The organism is Micrococcaceae bacterium Sec5.1 (genome assembly GCA_039636795.1).
GTDB lineage: Bacteria > Actinomycetota > Actinomycetes > Actinomycetales > Micrococcaceae > Arthrobacter.
The window spans coordinates 196162-216243 of sequence record CP143430.1 but is presented as its reverse complement, the minus strand read 5'-3'; the positions used below and the strand labels follow the sequence as shown (position 1 = coordinate 216243).

Genomic DNA, 20082 nt, shown 5'->3' with positions numbered 1-20082 from the left:
GGGGGAGCAAACATGAGCACTGCAAACAGGGATCTTTTCCAGGCGTTGAAGACGCAGGCAAGCTTGGCTCAGGCCTTTGGCACCTTGCCGAGCAGTAAGGAGGAGCCACACGCTCTCAGCCCGGGCGAATACATAGAGGCGTGGCACAACGGCCGCCTTTACCACCGGGGCACGGTGCTCAAGACAGTCGCAGGTACCGATCTGTTCTGGCTCCAGGATGCAGAAACCGGGAGCCGACGACTTCTGGACATGGAATCCATGGAAATCGTCGCTGCCGAGCAACCGGCTCCGACGCCCGTAACGCAGGCGCCGGAGCCGGCCCAGGGCGCTCCGTCAGAAGCGACGGTCACACCGATTTCGTTGTATCCGATCTTCCAGGACGGCTCGCAGGCAATCGCCTAGGATTCCAGCGACAACCGGATCATGCTCCAGCTCACGGCCGGAAGCGCGGCGGTGAGCCGGCCGCCGTCGAGCGTTACACTGACGTTCTCTGCAGGCAGGACGGATGTCGAATCATCCGCGGTTGCCTGCCAGTACGGGTCCTTGTTCGTGTAGGTCACTGCTTCGATGACCCGTGCAGCGCCAAGACCCCCGACGGCGGCGTCGAGCGTGAGTGCGTCCGTCGCCGAACGGTTCACGGCGAAAACCACAACCTCCTTGGCTTCGGCGTCGTAGGTAGCCACGGCTGACAGTGAACTGAAGCCCGCCGTCTTTTCGCTGTCCAGCTTCGGCGACTCGACGGCGAGGTTCAGCACAGTACCCGAGGCATGCTGGGACGTGAGCGCGAACGGGTGGAACGTGGTCTGCTTCCAGGAGCGGCCACCGGGCTCGGTCATGATCGGTGCAATGACGTTGACCAGCTGCGCAAGGCTCGCGGAGTGGACACGGTCCGTGTTGCGAAGCAGCGTAATGAGCAGGTCACCCACCACCACGGCGTCCGCCACCGTGTAGCGATCCTCAAGCAGAACCGGCGCAACAGGCCAGTCGTCGCCCGTGGGAGCCTTGGACTCGACGCGGGAACCGTGCCACACATTCCATTCATCGAAGGAAATGTTGATCTGCTTTTCCGATTTGGTTGCAGACTTCACATGATCGATGTGTGAAACGAGGTCACGTATGAAGGCCTCCATCCGATGCCCGGCAGACAGGTGCTCCTGAAGGTCCCCGAAGTCCTCGAAGTACTGGTGCGCGGAGATCAGGTCCACCAGCTCGTAGGTCTCGTTGAGGACAACGCGCTCCCACTCCCCGAATGTGGACATATTGGGGCTCGAGCTTCCGCAGGCCACCAACTCCAGGTCCGGGTTGACCATGCGCATTGCCCTGGCAGTTTCCGCGGCGACCCTTGCATACTCGCCAGCCGTTTTGTGGCCGATCTGCCAGGGGCCGTCCATCTCGTTCCCCAGGCACCACATAGTGATGTTGTGGGGCTCGACGGCGCCATTCGCCTTGCGCTGTTCGGATAGCGCGGTGCCGCCGTTGATGTTGCAGTATTCCAGGATGTCCAGCGCTTCCTGCGTCCCGCGAGTGCCCAGGTTGACCGCCATCATGGGCTCAACACCTGCCTTCGCGGACCACTTCGCAAACTCGTCCACGCCCACCAGGTTGGGGTCGCTCGAGTGCCAGGCAAGGTCAAGCCTCGTTGGACGCTGATCCAGTGGGCCAACTCCGTCCTCCCAGCGGTAGCCGGAGACGAAGTTACCGCCGGGATAGCGGACCGTGGAGACGCCCAACTCCTTGGTGAGTTCCAGGACGTCGGTGCGGAACCCGTCCTCGTCGGCGTTGGGGTGTTCGGGTTCGAAGATGCCCGTGTAGACGCATCGGCCCAGGTGCTCGACGAAGGCGCCGAACGTCTTCCGCCTGACTGGACCGACGACGAATGCGGGATCGATGGTGATTTTGGCGGTGGGGGTCTCTTGATTTCCCAAGGGGCGTCCTTGTCTGCTTGCTGTGGATGAGTCAATTTACAACGTTATAGAAACTATGTTGGTGGGAGCGGGGTGTGCGAGTCAAGAAGTTTTTCCGGGGAACACCGCTCAAAGGACAATTCACCCCTGCGCGCGGCGGTGATTTGTCCGTTGGCAGGGGTCCGGACAGCGCGATCCACCACGGGAAACAAAAACAGGCCGGAGACTCAACGTCTCCGGCCTGCAGAAAGGGTGGGCCCTGTGGGGATCGAACCCACGACCCACGGATTAAAAGTCCGATGCTCTACCAACTGAGCTAAAGGCCCCTCCAGCTGTTCAAACAGCCATGAATACTGTACCTCAACGTCAAGCCTGTCGAGGAACCCGCCCGGCCACGCGGCGTCGTCACCTCTTTTGAGCGAACAGCCGACGACGGCGCGCGGCGGCAGCGGCGTGTCGGCCCACCTACGGCGGCAAAGTAGGTGGGGAAGGCACGCGCCCAGCACGCGAACACCCCAAGAAACCGTTACTCGACCCCATCAGGGCACAGGAGTACGGTGAACTCATGAGCGAACAGCCAGGATCACGTGCGTACGGCGGAGCGAACAGGCACCACAAGCCCAAGCCCTTCGCGCCCATCGATTTCGAACCGTTCGCTGGTGGGGCAGATCCCGCCCGCGTGTCTGAGGCTGCCCACCTGGCCGCCCAGGCGCTCGTAAAACGTGGCCGTGACAGCGACGACCCCAAGGTCACCCGTCGCCTGGTGAAGCTGGCCGACGAGCAGGGCCTCGAAGCCATCGCTGAGATGTGGGCCGAAAGCCCCGCCCGTTCCCTTCCCGGCGCGTTGTGGCGGCTCTACGCCCTCCGCGCGGCAACCATCCAGAACCCCGAGCGCATCTCCGTCTACTTCAGGGCGGGCCGCGACACCGCCCAGGTATCCAACGTGGTTGCAGGGGCGGCGGAACCGCCCGGAGCAGATGAAATGAAGACCATGGCGGACGCCATATTGTCCGGCGCGTTCGATGGCGATTTCGACGTCGCCCTGGAACGTTCTGCCGCATTCTGCCGCGTTGTGGCGCTCGGTCAGGCGACCCTGGCGGACGGGGCGGAGCACAGCAATGAAAGCCATGCAAGCAAGCTCACACGCAACTCGCACCAGCTGGTAAAGACGGCCGAGGACCTCGAACACGCCGCCAATGCGTGGCGATTGGGAGAGCTGGATTAAGGGCCAAAAACCCCCGAATTTACCCACGTCGGACCCAGCCTGTCAATGTTGACTTAGCCCCACCGACGTAGAACACTGAAACTGGTGCCGAACCGCGAAACCCCCGGGCTTCAACTTATAGCCGCTTCGAGCGGCCTACCGCCGAGAGGCGTATCCGGTTCGGCACCATTTTTATGCCCAAGCCCGGATCCGGGCCAGCAACCCCGAATCCAGCCGCGACCACAACCCTCAGACTTAGCGGTGGCCGTCGTCGTACCGGTAAAGTTGGGGCCGAAGCGGGAAGCGTCAAGTCAAGCTACCCGCAGCCCATCCGTCCCCACCCCGGAAGCGAAATGAAGCTGCGCCTTTTCCCCCAGGAACCTGCCGGGCTCGTACTGCTCGCGCAGATGGCCGGCGTCATTGTGGCCGCCACCGGAACGCTGTCCGAGATCCTTGGTGCGCAGGCCAGTCAGCACGAACGCCTGACTGAGGAACTTCACGAACACGAGTCGAAATCCCTGGACCTGCACTTTGCGCTCCTGACGCACATGCGCACCAGCTTCGTGAACCCGCTCCCCCGCGAGGACATGTACGCCCTGTCCCGCCACCTCAACGAGGCCATGGAGAAACTCGACGCCGCAGGCGAGTTAGTTGCCCTCTACAAACTGGAGCGGCTGCCCAAGCGCGCGGCCGACCAACTGGAGATCATCAGCCGCCAAGCCGAGCTGACAGTTGATGCCATGCGGAAACTCGAGGACCTTGACGAACTTGAGGACTACTGGATTGAGATCCTCAGGCTGGCGAAACGTGCCGAGCGAACCCATCGCACGTGGGTGGCCGAGATGCTGAAAGACATGAAATCCACGCAGTATGCGCGGCACCGGGACATCGCCAACCAGTTGGTGGAAGTCACCAAGGATATGCGGAAGATCGCCACGCAGGTAGGCAGCATCATCGTCAAGGAATCATGACGTGATCGTTGCATTCCTGATCCTCGTGGTGGGTTTGGCTTCAGGGTTCGCGTTCCTCAACGGCTTCCGTGACGTCTCGAATGCCGTGGCGCTATCCACGAGGACACGCGCCCTCACGCCGTCCGTGGCAGTACTTCTGGCAGCTGTTTTCAACTTCATCGGCGCTATGCTCAGCGGCAGCTTTGTGCTCGCATTTACGCAGTCCTGGATCTCCCTGCCCAACGGGATTGGCGGGCTCTCGATGCTGACGTCTGCCCTCGCCGCCTCCATCATCTGGGGCGTGTACGCGTGGTGGCGGGGCATCCCTTTGTCCTCCACCCACTCACTTGTGGGCGGGCTGATAGGCGCGGGGGCTGCGAGCGGGCTGGTGGGCGGGAACTCCATCAACGGCGTGGACAACGTCCTCCTGACCCAAGTCGCTTTGCCTTTGGTTCTGTCCCCTTTGATCGCTTTCGTGGCCGCGTACTTGCTCGTGTGGCCAGTGACTTGGGCAGCACGCTATGCGCAGCCGAATGTCATCAACAGGCGTTTCCGCCGGGCGCAAGCTGTCTCTGCTGCTGCTGTGGCGTTTGGCCATGGACTCCAGGATGGGCAGCGCACCGGGGCCGTTCTCCTGCTGGCGCTGGTGGCGGCGGGATTGTCCAGTGGGGGCGAGTTGCCGCTCTGGATCCTCCTTCTGACGGCGATCATGCTGACAGCGGGCACCATGTTTGGAGGCTGGAGGATCTCACACACTCTTGGCCACAAGTTGATCCGCGTGGACCCTCTTCGAGGGTTCGTGGCGCAAACGGTGACGTCCGTGATGCTCTTCATTGGCGCCATCGGCCTGCAGCTACCGCTGTCCACAACGCACACGCTGACCGCGTCCGTGCTGGGTGCGGGCACCCACCAACGCTTCGCCACCACGAACAGGCGGCTTGTGCGCAGGATTCTCCTGTTCTGGGTGGCCACCCCGCTCGCAACGGCCGCCATGGCTTTCGTCCTTGAGTTGGCGTTCTCGCCCCTGGCCAAAACTTAACGCCCGACGCCGGGGCTCATCTTTCCGGGGCGGGCTCTGCTGCGACCTACTTGGGTACAAAAAAGGGACGGCGGCCGTACCCCCAAGGCGACGGCCGCCGTCGTTCATGACCGGCTCCCCCAAGAAAGCCGGAGCCTGCAAGACCCCTTATCCGAAGCGGCCGGAGACGTAGTCTTCCGTGGCCTTCTGGGCGGGGTTGTTGAAGATGCTGGTGGTGTCTGCGAACTCGATGAGCTTGCCGGGCTTGCCGGTGCCGGCGATGTTGAAGAACGCGGTCTTGTCCGACACACGGGCGGCCTGCTGCATGTTGTGGGTCACGATCACCACGGTGTACTGGTCCTTGAGCTCATTGATGAGGTCCTCGACGGCCAGCGTGGAGATGGGGTCCAAGGCGGAGCAGGGCTCATCCATGAGGATCACCTGGGGTTCAACCGCAATTGCGCGTGCGATGCAGAGGCGCTGCTGCTGGCCGCCGGAAAGGCCGGAACCGGGCTTGTCCAGGCGGTCCTTGACCTCGTTCCAGAGGTTGGCACCAACCAAGGACTTCTCCACGAGGGCATCGGCTTCACCCTTGGAGATCTTCTTGTTGTTCAGCTTCACGCCAGCCAGTACGTTGTCCCGGATTGACATCGTGGGGAACGGGTTGGGGCGCTGGAAGACCATGCCAACCTGAGTTCGAACGGTAACGGGGTCAACGCCGGGGTCGTACAAGTTGTCGCCGTCCAGCAGGACCTCGCCCTCGACGCGTGCGCCGGGAAGGACCTCGTGCATGCGGTTCAGCGTCCGGAGGAAGGTGGACTTGCCACAGCCCGACGGGCCAATGAAGGCCGTGACGGACTTGGCTTCAATGTTGATGTTGACGTCCTCGACAGCCAGGAAGCTGCCGTAGTAGACATTCAAGTCTTTGACGTCGATGCGCTTGGACATGGTGTTCCTTATTCCTTGGGGGTTTCTGGAAGTTTGAAGCGGCGCCTAAGAAGAGGCTACCGACCCGTCTTCGGTGCGAACAGACGGGCAATGAGGCGGGCTCCGAGGTTCAGGAGCATCACCAGGATGATCAGCACCAACGCGGCGCCCCATGCCCGCTGGTCTGAGGGACCGGGGTTGGACGGCGACGTCGGGTTCAGGATCTGGGTGTAGATGAACGTGGGCAGCGAGGCCATCCAACCGCCAAACACGTTGTTGTTGATGGTGGTCGCGAAGCCTGCGGTGACTAGGATCGGAGCGGTCTCGCCGATAACCCGGGCGATCGCCAAGGTGACGCCGGACGCGATGCCGGAGATCGCCGTCGGGATGACCACTTTGGTGATGGTGCGCCATTTACGCACTCCTAGCGCATACGACGCCTCGCGAAGCTCGTTCGGGACGATCTTCAGCATTTCCTCGCTGGAGCGGACCACTACAGGAATCATCAGAACGGAAAGCGCGACGGCGGCTACCGCACCAGTCTTGGTGCCCGGGCCAACAACCGCGAAGAAGAACGCTGCCGCGAAGAGGCCGGCCACGATGGAGGGGATGCCGGTCATGACATCCACGAAGAACGTGATGGCACGGGCCAAGGGACGGTCGTTGCCGTATTCCACCAAGTAGATTGCGCTGAGCAGACCCACTGGCACAGAGATGACTGTGGCCAGGAGCGTGATCTGGAGAGTGCCCAACAGCGCGTGGTAAATGCCGCCGAGAACCTTGCCGCCTTCCTCCGCTGCCTTGTTGTCGAAGGCACCGGTGACGCCGTTCATGGACGTACCAAGGAATCCGGGGGTTACCAGGCCGGGAATGCCGTTGATCAGCACGGTCCAGATGACGGAGATCAGCGGCAGGAGGGCAATCAGGAAGGCCCCGACGATCAAGCACGTGGCCAGCTTGTCCTTGGCCTTTCGGGCACCTTCAACGGCGCCGCTCCAGGTGACCAAGCCGATGGTGAACAGGATCGCGGAGACCAGGCCCCAACCGAAAGCATTGAAACCGATAAGGGCCAGAATGGCTGCGCCCACGATCAGGGCGACGGCCAGGACGATGTAGGGAGCGAACTTGGGCAGTTGGCCCTTGGTGAGCGCCGAGCGCTTGCGGACTACGGTGGCGGTCATTTAGTTGGCTCCCGAGAATTCTTTGTGCTTGGTGATGATCCAGCGGGCAATCATGTTCACGCCAAGGGTTATGACGAACAGCACCAGGCCTGCGGCGATCAACGTATTGACCTTGAGCCCGCTGGCTTCGGGGAAGTTCAGCGCGATTTCGGCCGCGATGGTCTGGTTGCCGGACTGGATAAGGCTCGCAGTCAAGACTCCAGAGGACAGCACCAGTGCAACCGCCATGGTCTCGCCGAGGGCACGGCCCAGGCCAAGCATGATTGCGCTCACGATGCCCGGACGACCAAAGGGAAGTACGGCCATGCGGATCATTTCCCAGCGGGTAGCTCCCAATGCGAGCGCTGCTTCCTCGTGCAGCTTGGGGGTCTGCAGGAAGATTTCGCGGGACAGGGAGGTGATGATGGGCAGGACCATGACGGACAGGACAATGCCTGCGGTCAGAATGGTCTTGCCCGTGGCGGATGCCGGGCCTTGGAAGATCGGGATCCAGCCCAGGTTGTTGGCGAGCCAGTCGTAGGCCGGGGAGATTTCCTTGGCCAGGAACGCCGCGCCCCAGGCACCGTAGACAACGGAGGGGATGGCGGCCAGCAGGTCCACAACGTAGCCAAGCCCCGAAGCCAACCGGCGCGGGGCGTAGTGCGAGATGAACAGGGCTACCCCGATTGCCACGGGGGTTGCGATGACGAGCGCGATCACGGCGGCGATGAGCGTGCCCACCACGATCGGGCCGATGTAGGCGAAGAAGCCGTTGCCGCCCTGGATGTCAGCGGGCGGTGCGACGAGCGCAGGAATTGCCTGCACCACAAGGAACAGGGCGACTCCGAAGAGAACCGCGAGAATCAGGCACCCTGCGGCCATGGCGGCCCCGGAGAAAACCTTGTCCCCGGCGCGTCCTGCGCCTTGGGAGGTTGTCAGGGAGTTGGTGGTCACTTCACGATCCTTCAGTCTGGAGTGAACTGGTCTTACATGGCTAAGTTCCCTACCCCGCGCAAACGGCTTTACAGCCACTCCGCGCGGGACAGGGAACTTCAGTGTTTAGCCGGGTTCAGTCAAACCCGCCGGAAACCTTAGGCCTTGGCCTTGATGGTTTCGATGGCGGCCTTGGCCTTGTCCTGCAGCGACTTGGAAAGCGGTGCGGACTTGGCAGCGTCAGCAGCGGTCTTCTGGCCTTCGTCGGAAACTACGTAGCTTTCGAAGGCCTTGACCAGGTCAGCAACTGCCTTGGTCTCGTACGTGGTGCACACGACGTGGTACGAAACGAGCACCACCGGGTAGGCGCCGGAGACAGTGGTCTTGCGGTCCAGCTTGATGGCGACGTCATTGGTGGCGCGGCCTTCAACGGGCTTGCCTGCTTCGACAGCCTTGGAAGCGGCGTCAGCGGAGATCTTGACGAAGTCCTCGCCGACCTTGATGGAGGCGGTGCCCAGCTTGCCGGAGACAGCGGAGTCATCGGCGTAGGTCACGGCGCCCGGGGTGTCCGTAACGGTCTTGACGACGCCGGAGGTGCCCTTGGCGTTCTCGCCCTTCAGGGTTGCCGGCCAGATGCCTGCAGCCTTGTCCGTCCAGACCTCGGGAGCAGCAGCTGCGAGGTAGTCGGTGAAGTTGGTGGTGGTTCCGGAATCGTCAGAGCGGTTCACGGGGGTGACCTTGAGGTCCGGCAGGGTAACGCCAGCGTTCAGGGCCGCGATTGCGGGGTCATTCCAGTTGGCGATTTCGCCGCGGAAGATTTTGGCGACCGTAGCGGCGTCGAGCTTCAGGTCCATGACGCCGGGAACGTTGAAGGCCACGGCGATCGGGGAGGTGTACACCGGGATGTTGATGGCGCCTTCGGGGCCGCACTTGGCCTTGGAGCTCGCGAGCTCCTCGTCCTTCAGGTAGGCGTCCGAGCCGGCGAACTGTGCCGAGCCATCGATGATGGCCTTGCGGCCTGCTCCGGAACCGTCCGGGGAGTACTGCACGGTTGCGCCCTGGTTTGCGGCGGCGAAGCCAGACTTCCAGGCGTCCATTGCTGCGCCCTGCGCAGATGAGCCAACGCCGGTGAGGGTGCCGGTCACCTTCATGCCGGCTGCCGACTGAGTGCTGGCCGGGGTGTTCGTTGCGTTGTCTGAACCGCAAGCAGTGAGCGCGAGTGCGCCGGCTGCGATGACCGCGATTGCCGCGTTGCGGCCGAAGTGAGTTGCCTTCACTTGGATGTGCCCCTTCCAGGGATTCTTCGATGCGGGCCGACGGAGATTTCGGCGTGCGCGAGCTGAGGACCTTTTGTTCCTTTACTGAAGGTATGGAGCGCAGGTAACGGGATCTGACGTGGAAGGTGAACGCAAAGTGAACGACGGCGGACCATTGGGTTATGTGGCGCGCGCCACCTTGAGTGGGGCCCTGCCCGGCGTCCTACTCGTCATGGATGCCGGGGTTCGGCAAATAGACTGGAGGACATGGCTGCCGCGAAGGGATTTTCTGCAAGCAAGAGGTTCCTGCGTGCCAGAGTCCGGACGGGCTTGGTCCGTAGCCGGAACTCCCTGACTCCGGCCGTTCAAATGACCGTGTGTGCCGTGGGTGCCTACGCTTTCGCGGAATACGTCCTGGGCCACCAAGGGCCATTGTTTGCGGCCACGTCTTCGTTGATAGCGCTCGGCTTCTCCCGTGATCCGCGCCTGCGTCGTGTTATTGAGGTTGGACTGGGCTGCACGCTCGGCATCGTGGTGGGTGACCTCCTGCTCCACTGGCTGGGCGCTGGGATCCTGCAGGCCGCCGTCGTGCTTCTTTTCTCTATCCTGCTGGCAAGGTTCCTGGACAGCGGGACCATTTTCACCACCCAACTGGGGCTCCAGTCGCTGCTGGTGGTGCTGCTGCCAGCGCCGGCCGGCGGGCCGTTCACGCGGAGCCTGGATGCAGTTGTGGGTGGCGTGTTCGCCCTGCTGGTGACTATTTTGGTGCCGAAGGATCCGCGCCGGGAGCCGCGGAAGGATGTCCAGAAGATCCTTCACGAACTCGCCGAGGTGCTGCGCGAGTGTGCCAAGGCCATGGTCGAAAGCGACTCCACCATCGCTTGGCACGCACTGATTCGCGGCCGTAACTGCCAACCACTGGTGGACAGGATGCGGCAGACGCTGCGGGCCTCGGGCGAGGTCGCGACTCTGGCTCCGGCCCATCGCAGGCACCGCGACGAGCTTGCCAGTTTGGAGCATTCGCTGGAGTACATCGACCTTGCACTCCGTAACAGCCGCGTTTTTGCCCGCAGGCTCACCAGCGCCATCAACCATGCCGCGTTATCCGACGAAGCAATTGAAAGCATCTCCGAGGTCCTGCAGGAAACTGCGGCCGCGATCGATGAACTGACCATTGGCCTGGCGGAGCAGAGCGAGGGAACCCGTCGTGTCCATCTGCGTCACGCCCGCAATGAGCTGACCGACATCGCCTCGCGCCTGCACCCCAAAATGCTCGACGTCCAGAAGCTTGAGGGCGAAACCGTGGTGATGCTGTTCCGGCCGCTCATGGTGGACCTTTTGGAGGCGAGCGGGTTGGAATCGGACGAGGCCCGGGACGTGCTGCCGGCTCTGTGACTCTCGCCGAGATGGCCTTTAATGCCAATCCCACGGCCTGACACTGTCATTAAATGCCACCTCGGCGGCTAATACTGTCAGTCCCCCCGACTAACCTTGAACCCATGGCTTCCAAGACCTCGCGCGCATCCAAGACACCCGCTTACAAATGCGCCGAATGCGGGTGGACGGCCATCAAGTGGGTGGGCCGCTGCGGTGAGTGCCAGGCGTGGGGAACCGTTGAAGAGTACGGCGCCACGGTTGCGCGTACGACGGCGGCCACTACCGTTTTGGAGCCCGCCCGCCGTATCGCTGAGGTGGATGGGACCACAGCGGCATTCCTGCCCACGGGTGTGGACGAGCTGGACCGTGTCCTTGGAGGGGGGCTCGTCCCCGGTGCCGTCATACTGCTGGCTGGGGAACCCGGCGTCGGGAAGTCCACGCTGCTGCTGGACGTTGCCGCGAAATTTGCCCGCACCGGGCAGGACGTCCTGTACATCACGGGCGAGGAATCCGCAGCCCAGGTGAAGCTGCGCGCGGAGCGGATCGATGCTGTCGCGCATACGTTGTATCTGTCCGCCGAGACCGATCTTGGGCAAGCACTGGGCCAGGCGGAGAAGCTTGAGCCGAAGCTGCTGATCGTGGACTCTGTGCAGACGCTCAGCAGTGCCGACGTCGAGGGCAGCGCCGGTGGCGTCTCCCAGGTGCGGGAAGTAGCTGCATCGATCATCTCCGCGGCCAAACGGCGGAACATGACCACGTTGCTGGTGGGCCACGTAACCAAAGAAGGTACCATCGCAGGGCCGCGCTTGCTGGAACACCTCGTTGACGTCGTGTGCCAGTTCGAAGGCGAGCGCCATTCTCGGCTAAGGCTGCTCCGGGCTGTGAAAAACCGCTACGGGGCTACCGACGACGTCGGATGCTTTGATCTCAATGAGGCCGGCATCGAGGGGTTGGCCGATCCCAGCGGGCTGTTCGTTTCGCGGACCCGTGAACCTGTCTCAGGCACCTGCATCACGGTCACCATGGAGGGCCGCCGCCCGTTGCTCGCGGAGGTCCAGTCGCTGCTCGCCGAGAGCGCCAATGCCCAACCCCGGCGGGCTACGAGCGGGCTGGAGAGCTCCAGGGTTGCCATGTTGCTCGCAGTGCTTCAGCAGCGCGCCGGATGCATGCTGCACAAGGACGATTCCTACGTGGCCACTGTTGGCGGTGTAAAGCTGACGGAACCGGCCACCGATCTCGCCGTGGCGTTGGCCGTCGCGTCAGCCAAATCCCGCAAGGCACTCCCCCAACGGCTCATTGCCTTCGGTGAAGTTGGGCTGGCAGGCGAGGTCCGGCCTGTGCCCGGAATCAACCAACGCATCCAGGAGGCACACCGCCTCGGTTTCACGCACGCCATTGTTCCTGCCAGCCCGGCGGGTGCCGGCGTTATCCCGGAGGGCTTCTCTGTGCGGGAAGTGGGGCATCTGGCCGAGGCGTTGGAGCTGCTGATCACGTAGCGCACAAAGGCCGTCCTCGCGGGGTGTCGGGGCATCGCCGGGCTGCGTTTCGGCAAGGATTGGGCCATGACCAAAAGAACTGTGCTTATTGGGGGACGCTTTTTCTTTGGCCTTTTGACCGTGGTGGCGGTGGGAATGCAGCTGACGGTTCATTTGGGCATGGGCTATGACGTCTGGAACTTCTTCAGCTACTTCACCAACCTCTCCAACATCTTCGCGGCACTGGTGCTGCTCATCAGCGGCTACAGGGTCCTCATCCGCAAACAACCCAGCGAGATCGACGACGCCACCCGCGGCACGGCGACCATCGCCATGGCCGTGGTTGGACTGGTATTCGGAGCTTTGCTTGCCGGCGAGGACCTGGGCTCACTTCTTCCGTGGGTCAACTTCGTGGTCCACTACCTGATCCCTGTGGTCATGGTGGTGGATTGGCTCTTCCAGCCGCCACGGGCAACCCTAACCACCCGCCACATTTGGTACTGGCTGCTTTATCCCATCGGTTACCTCGTCTACAGCCTGATCCGGGGTGCCTTGGTGAACTGGTACCCCTACTGGTTCATCGACCCCACCCGGGCAGGCGGCTGGGGTGGCGTTGTTGTCTTTGCCCTTGCGATTTCCGTTGGCTTCCTTTTGGTGAGCCTGGCGATGCTGTGGCTGGGTAATAAGTTGAAGCGGCAGGTGGATTACTAGAATATCTACACCAATTTGTTATATCGGCCCACGTCAACCACGCAAAAGCCCCAAACAGGCGTTGCCAAGAACGCCCGAAAAGGCACCTTCCGGCCGTCTTCGTACATAACGAAATGACCCACTTTGGGGCTTGCTGGTGCGGTTAACGGTGTCCGGAAGCCATATCATGGTGCTAGTCGTCATCAGGGCATTTTTCGAAGTGCCCGCGGATGCCGGATTCAGCTTGTCTGTGAGCCATGGCTTGCACCTTCGAAGGGAAACCCTATGGCCCGGAGCCCGGAAGAGTCGCTCAAGGCGACTCTGGCCAGAGTCGCACCCGGAACTCCCTTGCGGGACGGCTTGGAGCGCATCCTCCGTGGACGCACCGGCGCCTTGATTGTGCTGGGCTATGACCGCACCATCGACTCCATCTGTTCGGGCGGATTCGATATCGGAATCGACTTCTCGCCCACGCGCCTGCGTGAACTGGCCAAGATGGACGGCGCCATCATCTGCGACAAGGACGCCAGCAACATAGTCCGTGCCGCAGTGCAGCTCGTTCCGGATTCCAGCATTGAAACGCAGGAGTCGGGAACCCGGCACCGCACCGCGGAGCGGGTCGCCATCCAGACGGGCGTTCCCGTCATCTCTGTCAGCCAGTCGATGCAGATCATCGCGCTGTACGTGAACGGCCTGCGCCACGTCCTGGAGGGTTCGGAGAAGGTCCTCGCCCGGGCCAATCAGGCGCTCGCAACGCTGGAGCGTTACAGCGCCAGGCTGGACCAGGTCACCAGCTCGCTTTCAGCCCTTGAGATCGAAGCGTTGGTCACAGTCAGGGATGTGGCCGTCACCTTGCAGCGCCAGGAGATGGTCAGGCGGATTTCCGAGGAGATTGCGCAATACGTCCTGGAGCTCGGCGAGGATGGCCGCTTGCTATCACTGCAGGTGGAGGAACTGACCATGGGCCGCGGCCCCGGCAGCGACGTCATCATCCGCGACTACTCGGACCCGGACGCCACCCCGGAGGACATCGATGAAGCCGTCCAGGCGCTCCTCAACCTCGGCCCCACCGAATTGATCGACCTCAGCCGCATCGCCCACATCATCGGCTTCGCTGGTGGTGTGGAACAGTTGGACGCAGTGGTCCAGCCGCGCGGCTACCGCCTCCTGTCCGGGCTCAAGTCCGTCCCGAAGGCCGTCGCCGATCGCCTGGTGGACTATTTTGGCGGCTTGCAGAATCTCATGGCAGCCACCATTGACGACCTCATGACTGTGGATGGCATCGGCGACCAGCGCGCACGCACGGTCCGTGAAGGTTTGAGCCGCATGGCCGAGGCAAGCTTGCTGGACAGGTTCCTCTAAAGCCGTGTGCCGCCGTCGGGCACTTATCAAATCACCGTCTGCCGAAGGTTAGTTCAGCTGGAAGACGGCCTTGGTGCTGGACTTGTTCCCCAACCGCGCCTCGAACGTGTAGTAGGCGCCCCCAGCGCCGGGTTTTGCGTTGATCGCGGCGCAGCCTTCAAGAGTCCGGTTGCGTTGCCAGGGGAAATTGGCGATTTCGCTCTTGCCCGGCTGGATGGTCTTGACCAGGTCTTCACTTCCGGCCTGACAATCCTTGGAGGAAAAGATCCGGTCCGAGCCGCTCATCACCACGTACTCCATTTGCGATGTGCCCACGTTGACGTCACACGGCGTCGTCCCGCCGTTGGTAATGGTCATGGTGAGCAGTGGCATTTCCTCAGTCCCGTAGGCTGGCTTGTCCGTAGCAGCAGCCACTGTTACCAAGCTCAGGTCGCATACAGGTGTGGGCGTTGCGGACGGGGAGGCAGTGCCTGCTGTGGGCGCATTCCCTTGAGTAGGCATCTGGGAGGGCTCCGCCGTGTTGACCGCCTGCGGCCCGGACTTACTTGCAAGCGCACCGTTGATTGCCATGGCTCCAGCCACCAGGAGGGCGATGACCAGCAGCAGCGCACCAAAGACAAACTGCCGACGACGGCGGTACACGGCGGCGCTCGGACGCCGCTTCTGGGCTGGGGAGCCAGGGCGGCCGGGACCGCCTGAATTACGGGCAGAACCCTTCGCCTGCGCTGATGTGCGCGCGGAAGACTGGTTCCTACCCTGATTGGCCATGTTTCTAGGCTAGGCGGGCCCACTCCGCAGCAGGCCACCACCACGCCGCCGGACGGCAAACCCGCTCAGTGTGACGTGCACCGCAGAAGCGTCGTCGTCCTGGTTTCAACTACAGTAGAGGGCAGAATTCCGGCGCTCCGACGCCAGCCTAAACTTCAACAGTCCGGGAGATCTGACGCATGGCACTTCCCGGTTCCGACCAACTCGCCGGACTCCACCAGTCCTTGGACCAGTGGTTCGCCGAGACCGCCAGGGACCTTCCGTGGCGCGAGCCTGATTGCAGCCCTTGGGGCATTCTGGTCAGCGAAGTCATGCTCCAACAAACTCCTGTGGTCCGGGTTCTCCCCGTTTGGCGGGACTGGATGGAACGCTGGCCAACCCCCGCCCTCCTGGCCGATGAGCCTTCCGGTGAGGCTGTTCGCCACTGGGGCCGGCTCGGCTATCCCCGCAGGGCCCTGCGACTACACGCAGCCGCCGTCGCCATCCGCGACGAGCACAATGGAGACGTTCCGGACACCTATCCCGAGCTCCTGACCCTGCCGGGCGTCGGCAATTACACGGCCGCCGCCGTCGCCGCCTTTGCTTTTGGTCGCCGCGAAACAGTGGTGGACACCAACATCCGTCGCGTCCATGCGCGCCTCATCTCCGGGCACGCCCTGCCCGCTCCGGCGCTCACCGCGGCCGAGATGCGCTTGGCCGACACTCTGCTGCCCGAAGAACGGCCACTGTCCGTGCGCTGGAACGCCTCCGTCATGGAACTGGGTGCCGTGGTGTGCACAGCCCGCACTCCCAAGTGCGCCGAGTGTCCCGTGCGCTCGAGTTGCGCCTGGCTCGCTGCAGGTGAGCCACCGCCGTCGTACACGCCAAAGGGCCAATCCTGGCATGGCACGGACCGGCAAGTCCGGGGAGCCGTGATGGCCGTCCTCCGCGAAGCTGCTGTCCCGGTTCCGCGCGAGATGTTCGAACAGGCCCCGGCGGACCTCGGGTTTGCGCCGTCCGGCGTCGGGATTCCGCTGGCAGCACTGCACCGGCTCAACTCAGCCCCCGAGCAGCTGGAACGGGCACTCGACGGGCTGGTTACCGACGGGTTGGCGGAAATCCACGACGGCGGTTTGCGGCTTCCGGCCTAAGCCGCGGTCACGCGCGGTGTCGGTTCGGCAACAGGCCAGGGTGGGCCGTAACGATGGGGTGCCGATTTCCTTTGTTGCGGCGCCTCCTGCCGGGTCCAGTCCTACCCTGAAGCATGGGCAAGATTGGTTTGGCATTCACGCTAATGGGTACCTCGGCACTTCTTCCCAGCTGCTTCGCTGAGCCGGTACCTTGCCCGGCGATCGCGCAGGCGTCTGGCGTATCGATCACGGTCGCTGCCGACTACGTTGACACAGTTGCTTCATTGCGGATGAAGGCGTGTCAGGACGGGACATGCACTGAGGCGGACGTGGTTTTGCATCCCGGCTCAATCGCCGTGGACCAAGGCTGCTCCCCGGAAGGCGTGTGCTCCGCGACGTCCTCGCCAGATGGCACGATGACGGGCTTCCTGGGACTGCCCACCCTCTCAGAAAGTCCGCTTGAAGCGACCGTATCCGGCACCTCTCCATCCGGAACCGCATTGCCTGTGCGGACGCTGACGTTCACGCCGAAGGCAGACTACCCGTTTGGTGAGCAGTGTGGTCGGTTCATCACCGCCAATCTGGTGCTCAATGCGACTGGGCTGAGGCAGGGGTAAGCGGGCCCCACAGCCGATGTCAGGAACGGCCCATCGACCGCCACCTGGATCGCCGCCGTCGTCGTATTTTCCGCAGCGGGTGCAGGGCCTGTAGCGGCTGCCGTCCTCGTTGTGTTCAACGTGCCACGCGTGGCCCAGGTTCAGTTTGCACATCAGGTTTTTGAGCATGGCGCTCTCCGTTCCGAAAGCCCGCTGAATACGTGATCCGCGGCTTCCGGTCGCTCCGCGCATGGAGCAACCGGAAGCCGCTTTCATCACTGGTGTCGGCAAAATTCTGTCTGGCTTGGGCTCCTAGTACAGGAGAAGCGGGTTGATGAGAACACCTGTAGACCGGTGGATAGCGGGCGGTGCGGCGACGATCAGTCCCGTGAAAGTGCCTGCTTCCTTGAGCGCGGCCACGGCGGGGCCAAGCAGGCAGTTGTCCACGAGGCAGAGACCGATGGCCCAGATGAGACTGTGTACTTCCAGCGCTCCCGTCGGGGTGTTCCGGGCGTCATGGAAGTCCCACAGGACGAGGCCCGGGTCCTTCGCGGCGATCCACTTCGCGCCGTCCTCACCAATACCGGGCCGCTTTACGGCCGCGGCCCCGCTCGGGTAGACGTTGCCGGCGGCCTCGTATTTGTCCCGGCCCTGATAGATGATCAGCGCGTCGCCAGGTTCCAAGTCGACCCCGGTAGCTTCAAGTGCCGCGTCGAGCTCGGCCGCAGTGACGGGCTCCTCAGCCGTGACCCACTCCGCGCCGCGTATGGTGGGGATGTCGAGCAATACCCCTCGCGTGGCAATGCCGTGCTGTGCCCAGTTAACCATCGTGTCTTCATCGGTCTCAGAGGACCGTGCGGGTATCGGGCCATGCCAGGTGGCATCGGCGCCGATGTGGGCAAGCCCGTCGAGGTGGGTGTTGTGGACACCGTGCGCATCGTATTTGATGACGTCGCCTCCGTGGGCGGAGCGGCCGTGGATGCCGATCTGCACCTCAAGTTCGACGCCGCCATGCCCGTGGGGCATTTCGGACAAGCCCAGTTTCTGCCATTGCGCTTTCTCAGTTTCTGCCGCTTCCCGACTGGCCGTGAGACGCTCGGGTCGGGTCTCGATCTCCTTTTCAAGGGAAATCGCCTTTCCGAGCATCACCTCTCCAGCGCCGCGTAGCCGGGCCGCCTGGTCAATGAGTGCCACCGAGCCCCGGCATTGCACGCCCTCTAAGTGGCGGGCTGCGTCGTGCTTGACCGCGATTTCCCGAACCCACGGTGCGAGAGGGTCTGGTGCAAGTTCTTCAGACATGTATGACTCCATTTCTCCCGGGGACGTGCCCGGGTTTACCTAGATAGGATTTGCTCGTGCGTTCGCACCGCCTGCTAATCGAGCGGGAAGTGGCAGGCGGCATACTGGCCCGGCCGCACTTCGCGCATCTCCGGTTCTTCCACTGCGCAGCGTTCCTGGGCAGCCGGGCATCGGGCACGGAAGCGGCAACCCGATGGCGGGTTGAGTGGCGACGGGATGTCGCCCTTCAGGGAGGGACCGGCGAAGCCACCCTCTGCATCAGGGGAGGGAACGGAGTCCAGAAGCGCGCGGGTGTAGGGGTGTGCCGGCCTGTCGTACACCTCCACGGAATCTCCGAACTCGCAGGTCTTGCCGAGGTACATCACCAGCACTTTGTCGCTGAAGCTCCGTACGACGCCGAGGTCGTGGGCGATGAACACGATCGTGAGATCGTATTTCGTTTTCAGGTCTTCGAGAAGGTTCAGGATCTGGGCTTGAACCGATACATCGAGGGCCGAGACCGGTTCGTCGCAGATGAGCAGCCCCGGGCGGACGGCCAGGGCACGGCCGATCGCCACTCGCTGGGCTTGTCCCCCCGACAGCTGCCGCGGCATCATTTCGGCGAAGCGCTCACTAGGAAGCCCTACTTGGGCCAGCATTCCGGGGGCTTGCTCGTCGCGTTCCTTCTGGGGAACGCCTTGAATCGCAAGCCCCTCCATCACCAGATCCTTGACTTGGCGCCTCGGGTTCAAGGAACTGATCGGGTCCTGGAAGATCATCTGCATGTCCCGTCGGAGCTCGCGCAGCCGCTGCGGTGAAGCCGACTCGATCGATTCCTCCCTGTACCGGATGTTTCCACCCGCGATAGGGTCGAGCCGCAGCACGGCGCGCCCAGTGGTGGACTTGCCGCAGCCGGACTCTCCGACGATGCCGAGGGACTCGCCCTTCAGCAGGTCGAAGCTCACTCCTGCCACTGCTTTGAAGCTTCCTCGCGACGTGTGGTATTCGACGTCGAGATCCTGGACGGAGAGGACCGCCTCGTCTCCGCGTAAATGCGCGCTACCGCTACCGGCCAACGAGCTCACCTTCCTTTGCATTCGTGGTCACAGGGTGGAAGCACGCAACTGCATGATCCCGTCCTATATTCGTAATTGGCGGCTGCGCCTCGCCGCACTCGGCCGTGGCTGCGGAGCAACGTGGCGCGAACCGGCAGCCGCTGGGCGGGTCCGTCGGGGACGGAAGCGAACCGGGAATGACATTCAGTGGAGTGTGCCGCTCATGATCGATGGTGGGTGTCGCTGCAAGCAGAGCGTTCGTGTACTGGTGCTGGGGGTCGTCGAACACTTCCCGGCTCGCTCCGACCTCGGCGAGGCGTCCGGCGTACATTACGGCGACGCGGTCGGTATTGCCCGCCACGACGTGCAGGTCATGGGAAATCAGCATCAGCGACATCTTGCGTTCAATCTGGATACGGCGAAGGAGGTCGAGCACCTGGCGCTGGATTGTCACGTCGAGCGCGGTGGTCGGCTCATCGGCGATGAGCAGGTCCGGTTCACAGGCAAGGGCGACGGCGAGCATCACCCTTTGGCGCATGCCGCCGGACAGCTCGTGGGGGTAGGCCCTCAGGCGGCGTTCGGGGTCGGGCACGCCGACTTCCTTGAGGAGGTCGAGCGCCCGGCTGTGTGCCGCGGACTTCGAGATTCCCAGATGCCTCCGCATGCCCTCGGTGAGCTGCCGCTCAATACGTACCACCGGATTCAGGGAGCGTCCGGGGTCTTGGAAAACCATCGCGATCTTGTTGCCCCAGATCTCCTGCAACTCCTTGCGTCCGAGTGAAAGCAGGTCGCGCCCTTCGAACAACACTTCTCCAGTGCGGGCAGATCGTGCGGGCATCAGGCCCATGACCGCGCGTGCCGTGATGGACTTTCCCGAGCCTGATTCGCCAACGATGCCCAAGGCCTCACCACGCCGCAGGTTGAAGCTGACACCATCAACAGCCTTGACAATGCCCCGGGGAGAGCCGATGTATGCATGAAGATCCCGGATCTCCAGCAGCATTTCTTCGCCGCTCATGT

Annotated in this window: 19 protein-coding genes and 1 tRNA gene; 10 read left to right on the top strand and 10 right to left on the bottom strand. The window is 63.0% G+C overall.

Annotated elements, in window-relative coordinates; translation table 11 throughout:
- Positions 1-12: 12 nt before the first annotated feature.
- A complete protein-coding gene (locus VUN82_01065; GenBank protein ID XAS72477.1) occupies positions 13-402 on the top strand; it encodes a hypothetical protein in 390 nt (129 codons plus the stop codon).
- Here the strand turns inward: VUN82_01065 and VUN82_01060 are convergent.
- Together VUN82_01060 and VUN82_01055 are read right to left on the bottom strand one after the other, a co-directional pair.
- Positions 399-1925, bottom strand: a complete 1527-nt coding sequence (locus VUN82_01060; GenBank protein XAS72476.1) for an alpha-N-arabinofuranosidase — start codon at positions 1923-1925, stop codon at positions 399-401. The genes VUN82_01065 and VUN82_01060 overlap by 4 nt on opposite strands.
- Positions 1926-2157: 232 nt before the next feature.
- Positions 2158-2230 (bottom strand) — tRNA-Lys (locus VUN82_01055).
- A gap of 239 nt (positions 2231-2469) precedes the next feature.
- On the opposite strand from VUN82_01055, the gene VUN82_01050 reads away from it, so the two are divergent.
- The 3 genes from VUN82_01050 (at position 2470) to VUN82_01040 (ending at position 5097) form a co-directional block, all read left to right on the top strand.
- Positions 2470-3129 (top strand): hypothetical protein, encoded by a 660-nt coding sequence (locus VUN82_01050; GenBank protein ID XAS72475.1) that lies wholly within the window; start codon positions 2470-2472, stop codon positions 3127-3129.
- A 332-nt stretch (positions 3130-3461) separates the two neighbouring features.
- Positions 3462-4079, top strand: coding sequence for a nuclease PIN (locus VUN82_01045; GenBank protein XAS72474.1), 618 nt, complete (start codon positions 3462-3464; stop codon positions 4077-4079).
- 1 nt (position 4080) lies between these two features.
- Positions 4081-5097, top strand: a complete 1017-nt coding sequence (locus VUN82_01040) for an anion permease (protein ID XAS72473.1) — start codon at positions 4081-4083, stop codon at positions 5095-5097.
- 147 nt (positions 5098-5244) lie between these two features.
- Here the strand turns inward: VUN82_01040 and pstB are convergent, their stop codons facing one another.
- From pstB to pstS, 4 genes are all read right to left on the bottom strand, one after another.
- Positions 5245-6024: a phosphate ABC transporter ATP-binding protein PstB gene (gene pstB / locus VUN82_01035; GenBank protein ID XAS72472.1), complete on the bottom strand. Its 780-nt coding sequence runs from the start codon at positions 6022-6024 to the stop codon at positions 5245-5247.
- 56 nt (positions 6025-6080) lie between these two features.
- Positions 6081-7184, bottom strand: a complete 1104-nt coding sequence (gene pstA / locus VUN82_01030; GenBank protein ID XAS72471.1) for a phosphate ABC transporter permease PstA — start codon at positions 7182-7184, stop codon at positions 6081-6083.
- Entirely contained in the window at positions 7185-8117 is a 933-nt protein-coding gene (pstC, locus tag VUN82_01025) for a phosphate ABC transporter permease subunit PstC (protein ID XAS72470.1), read from the bottom strand.
- 137 nt (positions 8118-8254) lie between these two features.
- Positions 8255-9373: a phosphate ABC transporter substrate-binding protein PstS gene (gene pstS, locus VUN82_01020; protein XAS72469.1), complete on the bottom strand. Its 1119-nt coding sequence runs from the start codon at positions 9371-9373 to the stop codon at positions 8255-8257.
- Between the two features lie 246 nt (positions 9374-9619).
- On the opposite strand from pstS, the gene VUN82_01015 reads away from it, so the two are divergent.
- The 4 genes from VUN82_01015 (at position 9620) to disA (ending at position 14256) form a co-directional block, all read left to right on the top strand.
- On the top strand, positions 9620-10747 hold the full coding sequence (locus tag VUN82_01015; protein XAS72468.1) for an FUSC family protein: 1128 nt from the start codon (positions 9620-9622) through the stop codon (positions 10745-10747).
- A gap of 104 nt (positions 10748-10851) precedes the next feature.
- The gene (gene radA, locus VUN82_01010; GenBank protein ID XAS72467.1) at positions 10852-12225 is read left to right on the top strand and encodes a DNA repair protein RadA; all 1374 of its coding nucleotides are present in this window, start codon (positions 10852-10854) and stop codon (positions 12223-12225) included.
- A gap of 66 nt (positions 12226-12291) precedes the next feature.
- A complete protein-coding gene (locus tag VUN82_01005; protein ID XAS72466.1) occupies positions 12292-12915 on the top strand; it encodes a Pr6Pr family membrane protein in 624 nt (207 codons plus the stop codon).
- A gap of 264 nt (positions 12916-13179) precedes the next feature.
- Complete coding sequence (gene disA / locus VUN82_01000; GenBank protein ID XAS72465.1) at positions 13180-14256, top strand: DNA integrity scanning diadenylate cyclase DisA; 1077 nt, start codon at positions 13180-13182, stop codon at positions 14254-14256.
- A gap of 48 nt (positions 14257-14304) precedes the next feature.
- On the opposite strand, the gene VUN82_00995 is transcribed toward disA, so the two are convergent.
- Positions 14305-15024: a hypothetical protein gene (locus VUN82_00995; GenBank protein ID XAS72464.1), complete on the bottom strand. Its 720-nt coding sequence runs from the start codon at positions 15022-15024 to the stop codon at positions 14305-14307.
- A gap of 179 nt (positions 15025-15203) precedes the next feature.
- On the opposite strand from VUN82_00995, the gene VUN82_00990 reads away from it, so the two are divergent.
- The gene (locus tag VUN82_00990; GenBank protein ID XAS72463.1) at positions 15204-16154 is read left to right on the top strand and encodes an A/G-specific adenine glycosylase; all 951 of its coding nucleotides are present in this window, start codon (positions 15204-15206) and stop codon (positions 16152-16154) included.
- A 113-nt stretch (positions 16155-16267) separates the two neighbouring features.
- Positions 16268-16750, top strand: a complete 483-nt coding sequence (locus VUN82_00985; protein XAS72462.1) for a hypothetical protein — start codon at positions 16268-16270, stop codon at positions 16748-16750.
- Between the two features lie 291 nt (positions 16751-17041).
- Here VUN82_00985 and VUN82_00980 read toward each other — a convergent pair whose 3' ends face one another.
- The 3 genes from VUN82_00980 to VUN82_00970 all read right to left on the bottom strand — a co-directional run bounded on the left by VUN82_00980 (position 17042) and on the right by VUN82_00970 (position 20080).
- Positions 17042-18028, bottom strand: a complete 987-nt coding sequence (locus VUN82_00980) for a cyclase family protein (GenBank protein XAS72461.1) — start codon at positions 18026-18028, stop codon at positions 17042-17044.
- A gap of 74 nt (positions 18029-18102) precedes the next feature.
- Positions 18103-19092 carry an ABC transporter ATP-binding protein gene (locus VUN82_00975; GenBank protein ID XAS72460.1) on the bottom strand — a complete coding sequence of 330 codons (990 nt, stop codon included), beginning with the start codon at positions 19090-19092 and terminating at the stop codon, positions 18103-18105.
- Positions 19073-20080, bottom strand: a complete 1008-nt coding sequence (locus tag VUN82_00970; GenBank protein ID XAS72459.1) for an ABC transporter ATP-binding protein — start codon at positions 20078-20080, stop codon at positions 19073-19075. Before VUN82_00970 ends, VUN82_00975 begins: the two co-directional genes overlap by 20 nt.
- Between the last annotated feature and the right edge of the window lie 2 nt (positions 20081-20082).

Bases quoted from the DNA above. Each gene is read 5' to 3' on its own strand.
- VUN82_01065 (XAS72477.1), top strand. From the start codon at position 13: ATGAGCACTGCAAACAGGGATCTTTTCCAGGCGTTGAAGACGCAGGCA.
- VUN82_01050 (XAS72475.1), top strand. From the start codon at position 2,470: ATGAGCGAACAGCCAGGATCACGTGCGTACGGCGGAGCGAACAGGCAC.
- VUN82_01045 (XAS72474.1), top strand. From the start codon at position 3,462: ATGAAGCTGCGCCTTTTCCCCCAGGAACCTGCCGGGCTCGTACTGCTC.
- pstB (XAS72472.1), bottom strand. From the start codon at position 6,024: ATGTCCAAGCGCATCGACGTCAAAGACTTGAATGTCTACTACGGCAGC.
- pstA (XAS72471.1), bottom strand. From the start codon at position 7,184: ATGACCGCCACCGTAGTCCGCAAGCGCTCGGCGCTCACCAAGGGCCAA.
- VUN82_01015 (XAS72468.1), top strand. From the start codon at position 9,620: ATGGCTGCCGCGAAGGGATTTTCTGCAAGCAAGAGGTTCCTGCGTGCC.
- radA (XAS72467.1), top strand. From the start codon at position 10,852: ATGGCTTCCAAGACCTCGCGCGCATCCAAGACACCCGCTTACAAATGC.
- VUN82_01005 (XAS72466.1), top strand. From the start codon at position 12,292: ATGACCAAAAGAACTGTGCTTATTGGGGGACGCTTTTTCTTTGGCCTT.
- disA (XAS72465.1), top strand. From the start codon at position 13,180: ATGGCCCGGAGCCCGGAAGAGTCGCTCAAGGCGACTCTGGCCAGAGTC.
- VUN82_00995 (XAS72464.1), bottom strand. From the start codon at position 15,024: ATGGCCAATCAGGGTAGGAACCAGTCTTCCGCGCGCACATCAGCGCAG.
- VUN82_00990 (XAS72463.1), top strand. From the start codon at position 15,204: ATGGCACTTCCCGGTTCCGACCAACTCGCCGGACTCCACCAGTCCTTG.
- VUN82_00985 (XAS72462.1), top strand. From the start codon at position 16,268: ATGGGCAAGATTGGTTTGGCATTCACGCTAATGGGTACCTCGGCACTT.
- VUN82_00980 (XAS72461.1), bottom strand. From the start codon at position 18,028: ATGTCTGAAGAACTTGCACCAGACCCTCTCGCACCGTGGGTTCGGGAA.
- VUN82_00970 (XAS72459.1), bottom strand. From the start codon at position 20,080: ATGAGCGGCGAAGAAATGCTGCTGGAGATCCGGGATCTTCATGCATAC.